The 15,134-nt window shown below is 71.8% G+C and carries 14 protein-coding genes and 1 riboswitch; of the genes, 10 read left to right on the forward strand and 4 right to left on the reverse strand.

What is annotated here, in order from left to right:
• Positions 1-210 precede the first annotated feature (210 nt).
• Both CBF90_RS11645 and CBF90_RS11650 read left to right on the forward strand, forming a co-directional pair.
• Entirely contained in the window at positions 211-1,008 is a 798-nt protein-coding gene (locus CBF90_RS11645; protein ID WP_023952740.1) for a uroporphyrinogen-III synthase, read from the forward strand.
• A gap of 70 nt (positions 1,009-1,078) precedes the next feature.
• Positions 1,079-1,498 (forward strand): hypothetical protein, encoded by a 420-nt coding sequence (locus CBF90_RS11650; protein ID WP_023952739.1) that lies wholly within the window; start codon positions 1,079-1,081, stop codon positions 1,496-1,498.
• Here the strand turns inward: CBF90_RS11650 and CBF90_RS11655 are convergent.
• A complete protein-coding gene (locus tag CBF90_RS11655; protein ID WP_023952738.1) occupies positions 1,465-2,286 on the reverse strand; it encodes an ABC transporter permease subunit in 822 nt (273 codons plus the stop codon). The two genes, CBF90_RS11650 and CBF90_RS11655, sit on opposite strands and share 34 nt — an antisense overlap.
• The gene (locus CBF90_RS11660; RefSeq protein ID WP_064956339.1) at positions 2,283-3,215 is read right to left on the reverse strand and encodes an ATP-binding cassette domain-containing protein; all 933 of its coding nucleotides are present in this window, start codon (positions 3,213-3,215) and stop codon (positions 2,283-2,285) included. The genes CBF90_RS11655 and CBF90_RS11660 overlap by 4 nt, the downstream gene beginning before the upstream one ends.
• 86 nt (positions 3,216-3,301) lie before the next feature.
• On the opposite strand from CBF90_RS11660, the gene CBF90_RS11665 reads away from it, so the two are divergent.
• Positions 3,302-4,372 carry an enoyl-CoA hydratase/isomerase family protein gene (locus CBF90_RS11665; RefSeq protein ID WP_088380666.1) on the forward strand — a complete coding sequence of 357 codons (1,071 nt, stop codon included), beginning with the start codon at positions 3,302-3,304 and terminating at the stop codon, positions 4,370-4,372.
• 100 nt (positions 4,373-4,472) lie between these two features.
• Positions 4,473-5,396 carry a DnaJ domain-containing protein gene (locus tag CBF90_RS11670; RefSeq protein ID WP_023952735.1) on the forward strand — a complete coding sequence of 308 codons (924 nt, stop codon included), beginning with the start codon at positions 4,473-4,475 and terminating at the stop codon, positions 5,394-5,396.
• 22 nt (positions 5,397-5,418) lie between these two features.
• Here CBF90_RS11670 and CBF90_RS11675 read toward each other — a convergent pair whose 3' ends face one another.
• The gene (locus CBF90_RS11675) at positions 5,419-6,771 is read right to left on the reverse strand and encodes a D-alanyl-D-alanine carboxypeptidase (protein ID WP_141097155.1); all 1,353 of its coding nucleotides are present in this window, start codon (positions 6,769-6,771) and stop codon (positions 5,419-5,421) included.
• Between the two features lie 37 nt (positions 6,772-6,808).
• Positions 6,809-6,918: riboswitch (TPP riboswitch) on the forward strand.
• On the opposite strand from CBF90_RS11675, the gene CBF90_RS11680 reads away from it, so the two are divergent.
• The 3 genes from CBF90_RS11680 to CBF90_RS11690 all read left to right on the forward strand — a co-directional run bounded on the left by CBF90_RS11680 (position 6,911) and on the right by CBF90_RS11690 (position 9,866).
• Positions 6,911-7,546 carry an ECF transporter S component gene (locus CBF90_RS11680; RefSeq protein WP_023952729.1) on the forward strand — a complete coding sequence of 212 codons (636 nt, stop codon included), beginning with the start codon at positions 6,911-6,913 and terminating at the stop codon, positions 7,544-7,546. It overlaps the preceding riboswitch by 8 nt.
• A 2-nt stretch (positions 7,547-7,548) precedes the next feature.
• Complete coding sequence (locus tag CBF90_RS11685) at positions 7,549-9,081, forward strand: ABC transporter ATP-binding protein (protein ID WP_088380668.1); 1,533 nt, start codon at positions 7,549-7,551, stop codon at positions 9,079-9,081.
• Positions 9,078-9,866: an energy-coupling factor transporter transmembrane protein EcfT gene (locus tag CBF90_RS11690; RefSeq protein WP_088380669.1), complete on the forward strand. Its 789-nt coding sequence runs from the start codon at positions 9,078-9,080 to the stop codon at positions 9,864-9,866. Before CBF90_RS11685 ends, CBF90_RS11690 begins: the two co-directional genes overlap by 4 nt.
• Positions 9,867-9,888: 22 nt before the next feature.
• Here CBF90_RS11690 and CBF90_RS11695 read toward each other — a convergent pair whose 3' ends face one another.
• Complete coding sequence (locus tag CBF90_RS11695; RefSeq protein ID WP_088380707.1) at positions 9,889-10,869, reverse strand: sugar-binding transcriptional regulator; 981 nt, start codon at positions 10,867-10,869, stop codon at positions 9,889-9,891.
• Positions 10,870-10,990: 121 nt separating this feature from the next.
• On the opposite strand from CBF90_RS11695, the gene CBF90_RS11700 reads away from it, so the two are divergent.
• The 3 genes from CBF90_RS11700 to glpK all read left to right on the forward strand — a co-directional run bounded on the left by CBF90_RS11700 (position 10,991) and on the right by glpK (position 15,127).
• The gene (locus CBF90_RS11700; RefSeq protein ID WP_064956334.1) at positions 10,991-12,709 is read left to right on the forward strand and encodes a glycerol-3-phosphate dehydrogenase/oxidase; all 1,719 of its coding nucleotides are present in this window, start codon (positions 10,991-10,993) and stop codon (positions 12,707-12,709) included.
• A gap of 104 nt (positions 12,710-12,813) precedes the next feature.
• Positions 12,814-13,566: an MIP/aquaporin family protein gene (locus CBF90_RS11705; RefSeq protein WP_023952721.1), complete on the forward strand. Its 753-nt coding sequence runs from the start codon at positions 12,814-12,816 to the stop codon at positions 13,564-13,566.
• 46 nt (positions 13,567-13,612) lie between these two features.
• Positions 13,613-15,127 (forward strand): glycerol kinase GlpK, encoded by a 1,515-nt coding sequence (glpK, locus tag CBF90_RS11710; RefSeq protein ID WP_023952720.1) that lies wholly within the window; start codon positions 13,613-13,615, stop codon positions 15,125-15,127.
• Positions 15,128-15,134 lie beyond the last annotated feature (7 nt).

Raw genomic sequence — 15,134 nt, forward strand, 5'->3', positions numbered from 1 at the left:
GGGCGGGAGGCGAGCCGTTCTCGGCCAACCGAGTCCGGATCGATACCTCCCGCCGCCGCCTCGCGTCCGCAGCGGAGTATGCTCGGACAACGAGGCAGCGGCGATGGAGCGAATGCTGCCGATGTTGCGCATCCGGGCCTGCACCGCCCGGAGAAGGAACGTGCGTCGGCCGCTCTTCCGGGGGCGGTGGCGCCTCACGAGAGCCACCATATGCATGTCGAGCCCGGCCCCGAGCCGCAGAAGCCCCTTCGGGGGTGGCGCGTGCTCGTGCCGCGCGGAGGCCCGTGGGGAGACCAGGTCGCGGCTCTCCTGCGTTCGCAGGGCGCTACGCCGGTCATCGCGCCGCTCGTCAATTTCGCGCCCACGACCGATGTCGCCGACCTCGAGGGGGCACTCGCCGAGCTCGCGGCGGGAGCCTTCGACTGGATCACTCTGACCAGCGCGACGACCGTCGACGTGCTCTACGCCTACCGGGCGGAGATCCCGGCGCACACCCGCGTCGCCGCCGTGGGCGAGACCACGGCCGCCGCGCTGACCGCCGTCGGGTACCGCGTCGATCTCGTGCCGGACGAAGACGATTCGGCGGCGGGGCTGGCCGAGCAGATCCTTGCCATCGAGGCCGAGCCCACGCGCGTCCTCGCGCTGCGCAGCGAGGTGGCCAAACCCGTCCTCACCCGGATGCTCGTCGAAGCTGGTCACGATGTCCGCAGCGTCGTGGCCTACCGGACCGTCGGCGTCCCGGTGACCGAGCGCATTGCCGCCGATGTCGCGAGCGGGCGCATCAACGCCGTGCTCGTGACCAGCGGCTCCGTCGCCGAGCAGGTCAGCGAGCAGTTCCCCGACCTTCCCGCCTCGACCCTGATCGCGGCGATCGGTCCCCGAACCGCGCGAGACGCGCGCAAGCTCGGTCTCGCCGTCGACGTGGTCGCGGCCGAGACGACGATCTCGTCGCTCATCGATGCGATCGCACGCCAGCCATCGCCGGCATCCGACGCTCCCGCGTCGTGACGTGATCGTGGCGGCGATCGTTGCCGGTCTGTGAGCATTTCGTGAGCGTCCGACTGGCAGACTGAGATGCATGGTGACGCTTCTGCTCGACTCCGCTCAGCTCGAAGTGGTGCTGTCGGCGACCGAGCGTGCCGCGGCATTCCGTCAGCGGAATGTCCTGGTGTCACGGGAGAACATCGCGCGCGTCCAGCTGACGGATGACGCGTGGTCGTGGCTGCGCGGCGTGCCGCGCCCGGGGCTTCTGGTGCCCGCGGTCATCGCGGCAGGTTCCTTCGAGTCGGCCGGCGGCACCGACTTCGTGCTCGTCCGGCGTCGCCGGCCGTCGGTCGTGGTCGATCTCGAGGGCGACGACGAGTTCCAGCGGCTGATCCTGACGACCCGGCACGGGGTCGCGCTCGTGCGAGCCCTGCGCCTCGAGGTTGAGAACGAGCCCGCAGACGTCGCGGACCTGGTCGATCAGGCGACGTCGCGCCGCCACGACACGGCGTAGCCGATCACAGCGAACACGACCGCGTAGGCCGCGAGCACGAGCCCGCCCGCCCACCACTCCAGCGGCTGACCGGCGCTGCCGCCCATGGCCGCGTAGATGCTGTCGCCCGCGAGCGCATCCGAGGCGGCGCCCGGAAGGAAGCGCACGACGTCGGCCAGCCCGTCGACCATGCTCGCTCCCACGCGGGCGATCGGCTCGACGAACTGGGTGAAGGCGAGGATGCCGACGACGGCGGCGATCTGGTTGCGGATGAGGGTGCCGAGCGCGATGCCCACGAGCACCCAGAGCACGAGGGCGAGCAGCATCCGTCCGAGAAACGCCCAGGTCTCAGGGCGTCCGAGCTGCGGGTCGACGCCGAACAGCGCCAGCATCCCCCCGCCCGCGGCGACCGTCGACCCGACGGCGGCGACGCCGAACACGAGACCCATCACGACGCCGGCGATCATCTTGGCGGCCAGCGCGACGCCGCGCCGGGGCGTGGCCAGGAAGGTCGGTGTCAGGGTCTTGTGGCGGTACTCGCCGGTCACCAGCAGCGAGCCCACGACGAGCGGGAAGACGTATCCCATGGCGGTCGCGAGCCCGTAGATGAGGCTCGGCAGTCGGTCGCCGAGCCCGGTCGGCAACGACGTGGTGCCGGGGAGGGAACCGTTCTCGCCGGCCGCGAAGACGGCGGCCATGCCCCCGGCCGTTCCGCCGATGTACAGGATGAGCACGATCAGGAGCACCCACCAGACCGAGGTGGAGAACTGCTTCGTCAGTTCCGATCGGGTCGCGTTCACGAGGTTCATCGCGTCTCCTCCCCGGTGGCGGCCGACGGGTGCACGCGCGCGCCGCTCACCAGTTCGAGGAAGACCTCTTCGAACGCCGGGCCCTTCCGTTGCAGCGCGGTCAGGGCGATGCCGGCGTCGGCGGCGATGCGTCCGACCGTCGGGGCGTCGGCTCCGCGCACGGCGAGGCCGGTGCGACGCTCGTCGCTTTCGAAGCCGGCGGCCGAGATGGCGCGGCGGAGCGCCTCGCGGTCTTCGGCGTCGACGACGGTCGCGATCTCGTCCTGCGGCACGACGTGCTCGATGCCGCCCTGGTAGACGAGGCGGCCGCGCGTGATGATCATGAGCGAGTCGACCGACTGCTGCACCTCCGCGAGCAGGTGCGACGAGACCAGAACGGTGCGTCCCTCGGCGGCGAGGTCTCGGAGGAAGCGGCGGATCCAGCGGATGCCCTCGGGGTCGAGTCCGTTCGTCGGCTCGTCGAGGACCAGGACGCCGGGGTCGCCCAGCAGTGCGTAGGCGAGGCCGAGGCGCTGCCGCATCCCGAGCGAGAACCCGCCGACCTTCCGCCCGGCGACGTCGCCGAGACCGACGATGCCGAGGGCGTCATCGACGCGGGACGCGGGGATCCCGGCGGCGTGCGCGTAGACCCGCAGGTGCGCCGCCGCCGATCGGCCGGGGTGGAAGCTCGACGACTCGAGAACGGCGCCGACGGTCTGCAGCGGGTGCTTCAGATCGCGGTAGCGCTGCCCGCCGATCGTCGCCGAGCCCGACGTCGGGGCGATGAGGCCCAGGAGCATACGCAGCGTCGTGGTCTTGCCGGCGCCGTTGGGCCCGAGGAAGCCGGTGACCGCGCCGGGTTCGACCCGCGCCGTCAGACCGTCGACCGCCGCGACGGGGCCGAAACGTTTGGCCACGTCGGTGAACTCCAGCACCTGTCCGTCCGCCATCGCGCCCCCTCTCGCCGGGTGGTTCGGCTCCCATCCTGCCCGACACGCCGCGTTCACCGCGAACTCCGGGCGGTAGCGTGGCGAGGGTGACCGACGCCGCAGCATCCGATTCGCGTGTCCGGGCCCGTGTCGATCGTGCGCTGGGACACCTCACGCTCGACCGCCCGCGAGCCATCAACGCCCTCGATCTCGGCATGATCGAGAACCTCGCCGCCGCGCTCGACGCGTGGGAGCACGACCCGAGTGTGGATGCCGTGCTGCTCGACGGTGCAGGGGAGCGCGGGCTGTGCGCAGGCGGCGACGTCCGCGGCCTGTACGACCAGATCGTCGCGGGCGATGTGGCCGAGACGGCCCACTTCTTCCGTGCCGAGTATGCGCTCAACGCGCGCATCGCCGCGTATCCGAAGCCCGTTGTCGTCTTCGCCGACGGCGTGACGATGGGAGGCGGCATCGGGCTCGCCGGCCATGCGGCGGTGCGCGTGGTGACCGAACGGTCGCGCCTCGCGATGCCCGAAGTCCGCATCGGGTTCACCCCCGACGTCGGCGGGAGCCTGCTGCTCGCCCGCGCGCCGGGTCGTGTGGGGGAGTTCCTCGCCCTGACCGGCGAGTCGATGGACGCCGCCGACGCGATCTACGCCGGTTTCGCCGACCACCTCGTTCCCTCCGAGCGGCTCGACGATCTGCGCGACGCTCTCGTCAGCCGCGCCGATCCGCAGACCGCGACCGAGCTCGTCCTCCTGTTCGACGAGACCGCCGGGCCCGCTCGCCTCGAGGCCGCCCGGCCCTGGATCGACGACGCCTTCGCCGCCGATTCGGTCGCCGAGATCATCGGACGGTTGCGGGATCGGGCCGAGCCGGACGCGCGAGCGGCGGCGGAGCTGCTCGAGACCCTTCCGCCGACCGCTCTCGCCGTGACGCTCGCGGCCGTCCGCGCAGCGCGCGAGCGGAACGAGCTCCGGGCCGTCCTGGCGCAGGAGTACGGTCTCGTGCTCTGGTTCGCCACGACGCAGCCCGACCTCGTCGAGGGCATTCGCGCTCGCCTCGTCGACAAGGACGGGGCTCCCTCGTGGTCACCGGCATCCCGCGACGATCTCGCCCCGGATGTCGTGACGCAGGCGTTCGCATTCGAGCCGGCGCCCGCCCTATGGACTGACTGAGTTCGCGCGTCCGTCCGGGCCGCACCTCCGGGCGAGGTAATAGTCTCGGGATGCTGTGCGTCCGCGCCGTCCCGGGGCAGCGCCGCACGAGGGAGGGTTCGTGTTCGACAGTCCGCTGTCCGCCTCTGCGTACGACGTGCTCGGGGTCGCGCCCGACGTCGACGACGAGGAGCTCCGCCGCGCCTACCGCCTCCGGCTGCGGCAGACGCACCCCGACACCGGCGGCGACGCCGTGACGTTCGTGCAGGTGCAGCGCGCGTGGGACCTCGTCGGCACGGCCGCTGCCCGGGCCGCCTACGACCGCGGTCACGGTTTCGCGGACGCACCGACGTTCTCGCCCGATGCGCCGACGTGGCGGCCGCCGCAGCGACCCGCCGACACGCGCCCGCGGGCGCGGTCGTTCGGTCAGCCCGGCGGCTGGCGTCGCGAGCGCTACCTGACCCTCATCCGGGAGTGGGTGGGACGCGGCGCACCGGTCGAGGACCCCTATGACCCCGCCCTCGTCCGCACCGCGCCGCACGAGATCAGGCGGCTGCTGGCCGACGCGCTCGCCGAGGAGGCGACCGCCCGGGTCGTCGCCGACCTCGGCATGGGATACACGGTCTGGCACGACGTCGCCGCCGATCCGAGGGATCCCGAGGCGAAGCTCGACCACGTCGTGCTCGGGCCCTCGGGGCTCTACGCCGTGCTGTCCGAGGACTTCGGCACCCCCGTGCGCACCCGGCGGGGCGAGCTGATCGGCGAGGGCGTCGACTCGCCGATCGCGACGCTCGTGCATCGGGCGCGCGCGCTCAGCCGCGCGGCTCGCGTGAAGTTCAGCGGCGCGATCGTCGTCCTGCCCGACGACGACGTCGTGCAGGCCATCGAGGAGCTCGGACGCGTGCGCGGGCTCGCGATCGCCGTGGTCGGCCGCTCCGCGCTCGCCACCGTGCTGCGCCGGGGCGTCGCCGGGGCGCGCGAGATCGGCGGCAACGAGCTCTTCGACGTCCGCACCCGCCTGCAGCAGACCGTCCGCTTCGTGTGACGCGTGCTCGCGCGTCGCGAGGTCAGTCCGCGAGGCCCCACAGCTGCAGCGGGTGGCTGAGGCGCCACCAGACGTCCGGGTCGGGGATGTCTGTGGTCAGGCGCAGGGCCGTGGTCGCCGTGCCCAGCGGGCCGGTGAGCGTCAGCTCGCCGGCCTCGTCGCCGGCGCCGCGCGAATCGCCGAGCTCGACGTTCGCGGCGGCCTGAGACGACTGCGTGTTCCACAGTGCGACACGGATGTCGGACTCGGTGACGATCTCGGAGGTCGCGCCCCACGCGGTCGTCGCGGTTCCCGCGACGGTTCCCGCGGGGAGAGCCGGTGAGGCCGCGATCTCGCTGATCGTGCGATCGAGCAGCGCGGCCGTCGCGGAGTGGCGGGTCTCGTCGTCGGGCTGATCGAGGGCGGTCGCGTAGACGCGGACGTTGACGCCGTCGACGTCGGTGTCCTTCGCGGCGACGAGGTTGTACGAGCCGAACAGGCTGCCCGTCTTGACTCCGACGACCGCGGGGTCGGCGAGCAGAGCGTTGGTGTTCTCCACGAATCCGGCGCCCGGGAGCTCGGCGGAGCGCTGCCCGACGATGCCCGAGATGACGGGGTTCGACATCGCGGTTTCGGCGAGGGTGATCACGGATGCCGGTGCCGCCGTGTTCTCCGGGTCGATACCGCTCGAATCGACGACGGTGACGCCGCCCAGGCCATGCGCCTGCAACCAGGCGTTCGCCGCTTCGACGTAGGCGTCCTCGTCGGGCCAGAGCTCGGACACGAGCCGGTCGGCGTAGTTGTTCGCCGACCCGATCAGCACTCCCTGGAGCAGCTGGTACTGCGTGAGGACACCGTCGACGGGAACGTCGAGCGCCGACTGGTCGTCGGCGAGGTAGGCGCGGTACTCCCGGCGGTCGGCGGAGGTGAACGCGAATTCCGGGCCCTGCTCGCCGTCGGCGAGCGGCATCCGATCGAGCACGACGAGGGCGGTGACGAGTTTCGTGATGCTCGCGATCGACTCCGGCTCGCCGGATGATGCCGACACTGCCGCGAAGCCGCCGACGGCCGTGGCGCCGGCGCCCTCGGCCGGCCACGCGGGCTGCGCGACGGGCGCGGCGGGCGCCGAGAGGGCGGCCGGCAGGATGTCGGGCGCGACGGCGTCGAGCGGCCACAGCAGCGTCGCCGCCGTGTATCCGCCCACGGTGAGCGCGGCGACCCCCAGCGTCGAGAGCACGGCCGGTGCGGCCGAGCGTCGAGTGGGCTCGGTGAGCAGCTCGGCGTGCGCGAGCGTGTACGGTCCCGCTGAAGCGGCGGCGTCACGACGGTCGTTCCCGCTGGCGACGGCATCGTCGTCGAGCCACGCGAGGGCGACGCGCGGGGCGGGAGAGGTCACCCGCCCAACGTACAACGCGCGTGCGCCGATATACTTCATCGACAACCACGGGAGTCCGGTGAGCCGGGCTGAGAGGAAGCGATCCACGCTTCGACCGTCGAACCTGATCCGGATCATGCCGGCGCAGGGAGGAGAGAGAATGCACGCTGCTGCGTCCACCACCGAGTCCGATCGTCGCACCGGGCGCACGCCCGGCCGCTTCCGCTGGCGCGTCGTCGACATCGTCATCGCGAGCGTCATCGGCGTCGCCTGCGCCGCGGTGTTCCTGCTGTGGAACGTCGCCTATCAGGGACCGTCCGCCGCGCTGACGCCGTTGCTCCCCGGCCTGCAGGGGCTGCTCGCGGGACCCTGGCTCATCGCCGGAGTGCTCGGCGGCCTCATCATCCGCAAACCCGGTGCGGCGCTGTACACCGAGCTGCTCGCGGCGGTGATCTCGGCGCTCGTCGGCAACCAGTGGGGTCCGCTCACGATCGTCTCCGGCCTCGTGCAGGGACTCGGCGCAGAGCTGATCTTCCTCGTCTTCCTCTACGCGTCGTGGCGTCTTCCGGTCGCGCTCCTCGCGGGCGCCGGGGCGGGCCTCGCCGGCGGCATCAACGACCGCGTCCTCTGGTACCCCGGTGCCGACACGCTGTTCACGTCGGTCTACATCGCCTCGACGACGGTCTCGGGCGCGGTCATCGCCGGCCTCGGCGGGTGGCTCATCACGCGTGCCCTGGCGCGGACGGGAGCCCTGAGCAGGTTCGCGGCCGGGCGCGAAGCCACCGCCCGCGTCTGACGGTGGGCGAAGACGCCGGCGCGGCGCGACCCGCGACCCTCGAAGCCCGCGGCTGGGGGTGGCGCTACGCCACACGTCGCGCGTGGGCCGCGCGCGAGACGACGTTCCGCATCGGGGCCGGCGAGCGGGTGCTGCTGCTCGGAGCATCGGGATCGGGCAAGTCGACGCTGCTGCAAGGCCTCGCCGGTGTGCTCGGGGGAGCGGACGAGGGCGAACAGGAGGGTCGGCTCCTCGTCGACGGTCAGCCGGCGGCGGACGCCCGGGGTCGGGTGGGGCTGGTCCTCCAAGACCCCGACAGTCAGACGATCCTCGCGCGTGTGGGCGACGACGTCGCCTTCGGATGCGAGAACCTCGCCGTGCCGCGCGACGAGATCTGGCGCCGGGTGCGCGCTGCTCTGGATGCCGTGGGGCTCGACGTCCCGCTCGACCGGTCGACCGCCGCGCTATCGGGAGGGCAGAAGCAGCGCCTCGCGCTCGCGGGCGTCGTCGCGATGCAGCCGGGCGCGGTGCTGCTCGACGAGCCCACGGCGAACCTCGATCCGGCGGGTGTGATCGATGTGCGGGACGCCGTCGCCCGCGCGCTCGATGCCACGGGAGCCACCCTCGTCGTGATCGAGCATCGGATCGACGCGTGGCTCCCGCTCGTCGACCGGGTCATCGTCCTCGCACCCGGCGGCGGCGTCGTCGCGGACGGCGACCCGCGGACGGTGCTGACCGAACGCGGCGCGGAGCTGGCGGCCTCGGGGGTGTGGGTGCCCGGCATCCGTCCGGTCGTCCCCCCGCGGCCGGCCTCTCCGCCCGGCGACGTGCTGCTGTCGGCCGACGGCCTCGTCGTCGGGCGCACGACGGACGTGCCGGTCGCGGGCCCCCTCGACCTCGACCTGCGCGCCGGCGAGGTGCTCGGCGTCGTGGGCCCCAACGGCACCGGCAAGTCGACCCTCGGCCTCACGCTCGCGGGGCTGCTCCCCGGGCAGGGCGGCGCCGTGCGCGCGGCCGACGATCTGGCGGCGGGAGCGGCGCTCCTGCGCGGTTCCCGGCGACGCGACCGCGCCGACCGCGCCGACCCCGCGGCATGGACCTCGACGGCGCTGCTGACCAGGATCGGCACCGTGCTGCAGGAGCCGGAGCACCAGATCCTGCGCTCGTCGGTCCGCGCCGAGCTCGAGGTCGGGCCGCGCGCTCTCGGGCTCGAAGAAGCCGAGATGACAGCGCGCGTCGACGAGCTGCTGGAGCGGCTCCGGCTCGCCCCGCTCGCCGCGGCGAACCCCTACACGCTGTCAGGCGGCGAGAAGCGCCGCCTGACAGTCGCCGCGATGCTGGCGGCGCGTCCCCGGGTCGTGGTCCTCGACGAGCCGACCTACGGCCAGGACGCGCGCACGTGGTCGGAGCTGGTCGCGATCATCGCCGCCCTCCGCGACGGAGTCGACGATCGCGGCCCGCGCGGGGTGATCGCGATCACGCACGACGACGCGGTGCTCGACGCCCTCTCGGCACGCCGGTTCGCTCTGGACGCGCCCGCCGGAGTCGGCGCATGACGGCCATCGCACCGTCCCATGTCCGGCGCGGCGTCGCGACGCTCAACCCCGTGGCGAAGCTGCTGGCCGCACTGCTCATCGCGCTGCCGCTGGTCATCACGATCGACCCGGTCTCGGCCGGGGTGGCCCTGCTCCTCGAGCTGCCGCTCCTGCTCGCCTCGGGGGTCGGCTGGCGCCGATTCTGGATGCGGACGCTGCCGCTGTGGATCGCCGCGCCGGCGGCCGCGGTGACCATCTCGCTCTACGGGGAACGCAGCGGAGCGGAGGTCTTCTCCTGGGCGTTCGTCCACGTCAGCGAGGGGTCTCTCGCGCTCGGACTGGCAGCCGCGCTCCGCGTCCTGGCGATCGGTCTCCCGGCCGTCGTGCTGTTCATCACGGTCGACCCGACCGACCTCGCCGACGGGCTGGCGCAGATCCTGCGTCTTCCCGCCCGATTCGTCATCGGGGGCCTCGCGGGGATGCGGATGCTCGGTCTGCTGACCGAGGACTGGCGCGCGCTCGCGCTCGCGCGGCGGGCCCGCGGTGTTGCCGACGCGGGGCGGCTGCGGCGCGCCTTGGGCATGGCGTTCGCGCTGCTCGTGCTGGCCATCCGGCGCGGCTCCGCCCTCGCGACGGCGATGGAGGCGCGGGCTTTCGGCGCACCCGGACGTCGAACGTGGGCACGGGAGTCGCGGCTGGCGGCATCCGATGTCGCGGTCATGGCGGGCGGGCTCGTGATCTCAGCCACGGCGGTCGCGGTGTCGGTCGCGGTGGGAGCCTTCCACCCGATCTTCGGCCCGTCCTGAGGTCGCGTCCCGAGATCGGGCCTCAGGCCGCTCCGACCGTGGTCTCCGCCAGCCGCCGGGCGAGCGCTTCCTCGACGACGAGCTCGGTGATCAGTCCCGCCGCGAGCGCGCCGCGCAGCGCGTCGAGCTTGGTCAGGCTCGACACCGCGCACAGGCGACGGGGGATGCGGCGGATCGCTTCGAGCGACGGGCCGCTCGAGCGGGCGTTGAGCTCGATGCCGGTCGCCGAGCCGTCGATGCGGTAGAACACGGTCGCGCAGTCGCCGACGACGCCGTCGCGCAGCAGCGAGCGCAGGTCCTCACCGGTGAGGTAGCCGCCGGCGTAGACATGGGAGGGGACGTCGGCGTGAGGCGAGCCGAGCCCGAAGACGAACACCTGAACGCGCGACTGCGCGTCGAGGACGCGCCGGATCGACCGTTCGCGCCACAGCAGCTGCTTGGTCAGCGGGTCGTCGAACAAGGCGGGCACCGGGAACTGCTGCACGTCGGTGCCGAACGCCTGCCCGAACCGCTCGAGGATCGCGCCCGAGTACGAGATCCCCGACGTCGACTCGTTGGCCGCACCGTTCATCTGCACGATCTGCGAGTCGTGCAGCCGCTTGGTCGGCAGATGGCGGGCGATCGCCGACACCGTGGCTCCCCACGCGATGCCGATGCTGGCGTCGGGGTCGAGGGTCGACGACAGGACGTGGGCCGCCGTGCGCGCCGTGCGCTCGAGTCGTTCGGCGTCGTTCGTGCGCGGGGGCGTGCTGACGACGTGAACCGAGATGCCGAAGCGCTCGGACAGGCGCCGGGCGACCACGGAGTTCGCCTCGTGCGGCGAGTGCACCGTGATCTCGACGAGTCCGATCTCGCGCGCGTGAGCGAGCAGGCGCGACACGGAGGAGCGCGAGAGCGCCATCTCGGCCGCGATCTGATCCATCGTACGATCCTGCACGTAGTACAGCTGCGCCGCGCGCAGCGCGTCCCGTGTGCGTGCCTCGGCCTCGGCGTCCGCGCTCATCGTCATCCGTCCTGCACGTTCGTGCATCGCCGCAGCGCCGGTGCACGTTCGTGCATGACCGTTGCGCATTCGTGCGGTGGACCCCAGTGTAGATCGGGACAGCCGTGGAAAAGGATGCAGTATGACCGAGTCGACGCCGACCACCCGAGCGAACATCCGAGCCCTGCGCGAGCGCCCCCATGCCGAGGTCCTCGTCATCGGCGGAGGCATCAACGGGATCGCGACGTTCCGCGACCTCGCCCTCCAGGGGGTCGACGTGGCACTCGTCGAGCGCGGCGACTACGTCAGCGGCGCATCGTCCGCGTCGAGCCACATGATCCACGGCGGTGTGCGCTACCTCGAGAACGGCGAGTTCCGTCTCGTGAAGGAGTCGGTGACCGAGCGCAACCGTCTCGTGCGCAACGCGCCCCACTTCGTCAAGCCGCTGCCGACGACGATCCCGATCCATCGCACCTTCTCGGGCATCCTCGCCGCCCCGTTCCGGCTGCTCGTGACGCACGGTCGCGGCAAGCCGCGCGAGCGCGGCGCGCTGCTGATCAAGGTCGGTCTGATCATGTACGACACCTTCTCGCGCGACGGCGGGTCGGTGCCTCGTCACCGGTTCCGCGGCCGCCGCAGCTCGCGGACGCAGTTCCCCGAGCTCGACGAGCGGTTCCGCTACACCGCGACCTACTACGACGCCTCGATGCACGATCCCGAGCGCCTCGCGCTCGACGTGCTGCGCGACGGCGCACGCGAGGACTCCGCCCGCGCGGCGAACTACGCTCCGGTCGTGGGCGCCGACGGGTCGTCGGTGATCATCCGCGACGACGTCACGGGAGAGGAGTTCCCGTTCACGGCCGACGTCGTCGTGAACACCAGCGGCCCCTGGACCGATCTGACCAACAGCGCGCTCGGCACCCCGACCCGTTTCATGGGCGGCACGAAGGGGTCGCACATCGTCCTCGACAACACCTCGCTGCTCGAGGCGACCGGCGGCAACGAGATCTTCTTCGAGGCCGCGGACGGCCGTATCGTCCTCATCTACCCGCTCAAGGGTCGGGTCATGGTCGGGACGACCGACATCGACGCCGACCCGAGCCGCCCCACGGTCTGCACCGACGACGAGATCGACTACTTCTTCGATCTGATCGGCCAGGTCTTCCCCGACATCGCCGTCGACCGCTCGCAGATCGTCTACACGTTCTCGGGCATCCGTCCCCTCCCGCGGCACGACGACCTCGCTCCGGGCTTCGTCTCCCGCGACTACCGCATCGAGAAGGACCGTCTCGGCGACGTGCCCGTCCTCAGCCTCGTCGGTGGGAAGTGGACGACCTTCCGCGCTCTCGCCGAGCACCTCGCCACCGACGTCCTCGAGCTGATGCGGCGCCCGCGCCGCGTCGCGACCACCGACCTCGCGATCGGCGGCGGTGCCGGCTACCCCCGCAGCGTCGCTCAGCGTCGGCGCTGGATCGAGGCCCACCGCGGTGCGCACTCCGCCGAGTTCGCCGATCGCATGCTCGAGCGCTACGGCACCTACGCGCAGGAGGTGCTCGCCGCGCTCCCGGTCGCTCAGCAGGAGCTCGGGCACGCGCCCGGCTACTCCGTCGAGGAGATCGCCTTCCTCGCCGAGCGCGAAGAGGTTGTCACGCTCATGGACCTGCTGCTGCGCCGCACCTCGATCGCCTTCGTCGGCGGTGTCTCGATGGAGACCCTCACCGAGGTCGCCGAAGCGGCCGCTCCGGTGCTCGGCTGGGACGCGGAGACCGTCCGCGCTCAGGTCGAGGAGGCCGCGCAGGCACTCGAAGAGGCCCACCGCATCGACGTCCGCACGTCGCGCCTCGCGCCTCTCCCCGCCTGACGCGCTCACAGACCCGGCGAGGCCCGACGCCGGATCACCCTCGGGCCGCCCTCTCGCACGGCGACGCCGCCGCGCGATGATTCTGCAGAAAGGTCGACGCTGACATGCACGACATCAATCTCGGGCTCTACTTCGTGTCGGAGCTCGTGGGAACGGCGATGCTGCTCCTGCTCGGCGGTGGCGTGGTCGCCAACGTCATCCTCGCCAAGTCGAAGGGTCTCGGCGGCGGGACGCTCATGATCAACTGGGGCTGGGGCCTGGCGGTGTTCGCCGGTGTGCTCGTGTCGTCGTACTCGGGCGCTCAGCTGAACCCGGCGGTCTCGATCGGGCTCCTGGTGGGCGGGAAGATCGAGTTCGTCCAGTTCCTCGTCGCGATCGCCGCCCAGTTCGTCGGCGCCTTCCTCGGCGCCGTGCTCTGCTGGCTGGCCTACCACGACCACTTCGACGCCGAGCCCGACCCGGCCAACAAGCTCGGCGTCTTCTCGACCGGCCCCGGCATCCGCGCCTACGGCTGGAACCTCGTCACCGAGATCATCGCGACCTTCGTGCTCGTGTTCGTCATCTTCGGGTTCGCCGACTACGGCGACATCGAGATCGGCACGCCGGGCTCGCTCGGCCCCCTCACCGCGGTGCCGGTCGCCCTCCTCGTGGTCGGCATCGGCGCGTCGCTCGGCGGTCCCACCGGGTACGCGATCAACCCCGCCCGCGACCTCGGCCCGCGCATCGCGCATGCCGTGCTCCCGATCAAGGGCAAGGGATCGAGCGACTGGTCGTACGCGTGGGTTCCCGTCGTCGGACCCCTCATCGGCGGTACGCTCGCGGCACTCGCTGCCGGCGCCCTGCTCGGCCTCGCCTGACCCTCCCCACCGAACCGACAACGCGAACAGACAAGGACGTCACATCATGACCGACTACATCATCGCCCTCGACCAGGGCACGACCTCGAGCCGCGCGATCATCTTCGACAAGAAGGGCTCGATCATCTCCGTCGGGCAGAAGGAGCATGAGCAGATCATGCCGCGGGCGGGTTGGGTCGAGCACGACCCGATCGAGATCCGCGACAACATGCGCGAGGTCATCGGCATCGCGCTCGGTCGCGCCAACCTCACCCGCCACGACATCGCCGCGATCGGCATCACCAACCAGCGCGAGACCGCCGTCGTCTGGGACAAGAACACCGGCATCCCCGTCTACAACGCCATCGTCTGGCAGGACACGCGTACGCAGCCGATCGTCAACCGGCTCGCCGGTGACAAGGGTGTCGAGCGGTACAAGGACATCGTGGGTCTGCCGCTGGCGACCTACTTCTCGGGCACCAAGATCGTCTGGATCCTCGAGAACGTCGAGGGTGCGCGCGAGAAGGCCGAGGCCGGCGATCTCATCTTCGGCACGACCGACACCTGGGTGCTGTGGAACCTCACCGGTGGCCCCTCGGGCGGCATCCACGCGACCGACGTCACGAACGCGTCGCGCACGCTCTTCATGGACCTCGAGACCCTCGAATGGCGCGACGACATCCTGGCCGACTTCGGGGTGCCGCGCTCGATGATGCCCGAGATCCGCTCCTCCAGCGAGGTCTACGGCGAGGCTCGCGACACGTCGCTGCTGCGCGAGACGCCGGTGGCCGGCATCCTCGGCGACCAGCAGGCTGCGACCTTCGGGCAGGCGGCCTTCGATGCCGGCGAGAGCAAGAACACCTACGGCACCGGCAACTTCCTGATCTTCCAGACCGGAACCGAGATCGTGCGGTCCGAGAACGGTCTGCTCACGACGATCGGCTACAAGCTCGGCGACGGCCCCACCCACTACGCGCTCGAAGGATCGATCGCCGTCACGGGGTCGCTCATCCAGTGGCTGCGCGATCAGCTCGGAATCATCGCCACGGCGCCCGAGGTCGAGAAGCTCGCGCTGTCGGTCGAGGACAACGGCGGCGTCTACTTCGTGCCCGCGTTCTCGGGCCTGTACGCCCCGTACTGGCGGCCCGATGCCCGCGGCGCGATCGTGGGGCTCACGCGCTACGCGAACCGCGGGCACCTCTCGCGGGCGGCGCTCGAGGCGACGGCCTTCCAGACGCGTGAGGTCCTGGATGCCGTCAACGCCGACTCCGGCGTCGACCTGGCCGAGCTGAAGGTCGACGGCGGCATGATCGCCAACGACACGCTGATGCAGTTCCAGGCCGACATCCTGGGCGTTCCCGTCGTGCGACCGGTCGTCGCCGAGACCACCGCGCTCGGTGCCGCCTACGCCGCGGGTCTCGCCGTCGGGTTCTGGAACGACCTCGACGAGCTGCGGGCCAACTGGCAGGAGGACAAGCGCTGGACGCCGAACGACGACGCCCCGGAGCGCGAGCGCCAGCTGCGGCTGTGGAAGAAGGCCGTGACGAAGTCGATGGACTGGGTCGACGACGACGTCCGCTGAGGCCGCG

This window comes from Microbacterium sp. AISO3 (genome assembly GCF_002204305.1).
Taxonomy (GTDB): Bacteria; Actinomycetota; Actinomycetes; order Actinomycetales; family Microbacteriaceae; genus Microbacterium; species Microbacterium arborescens.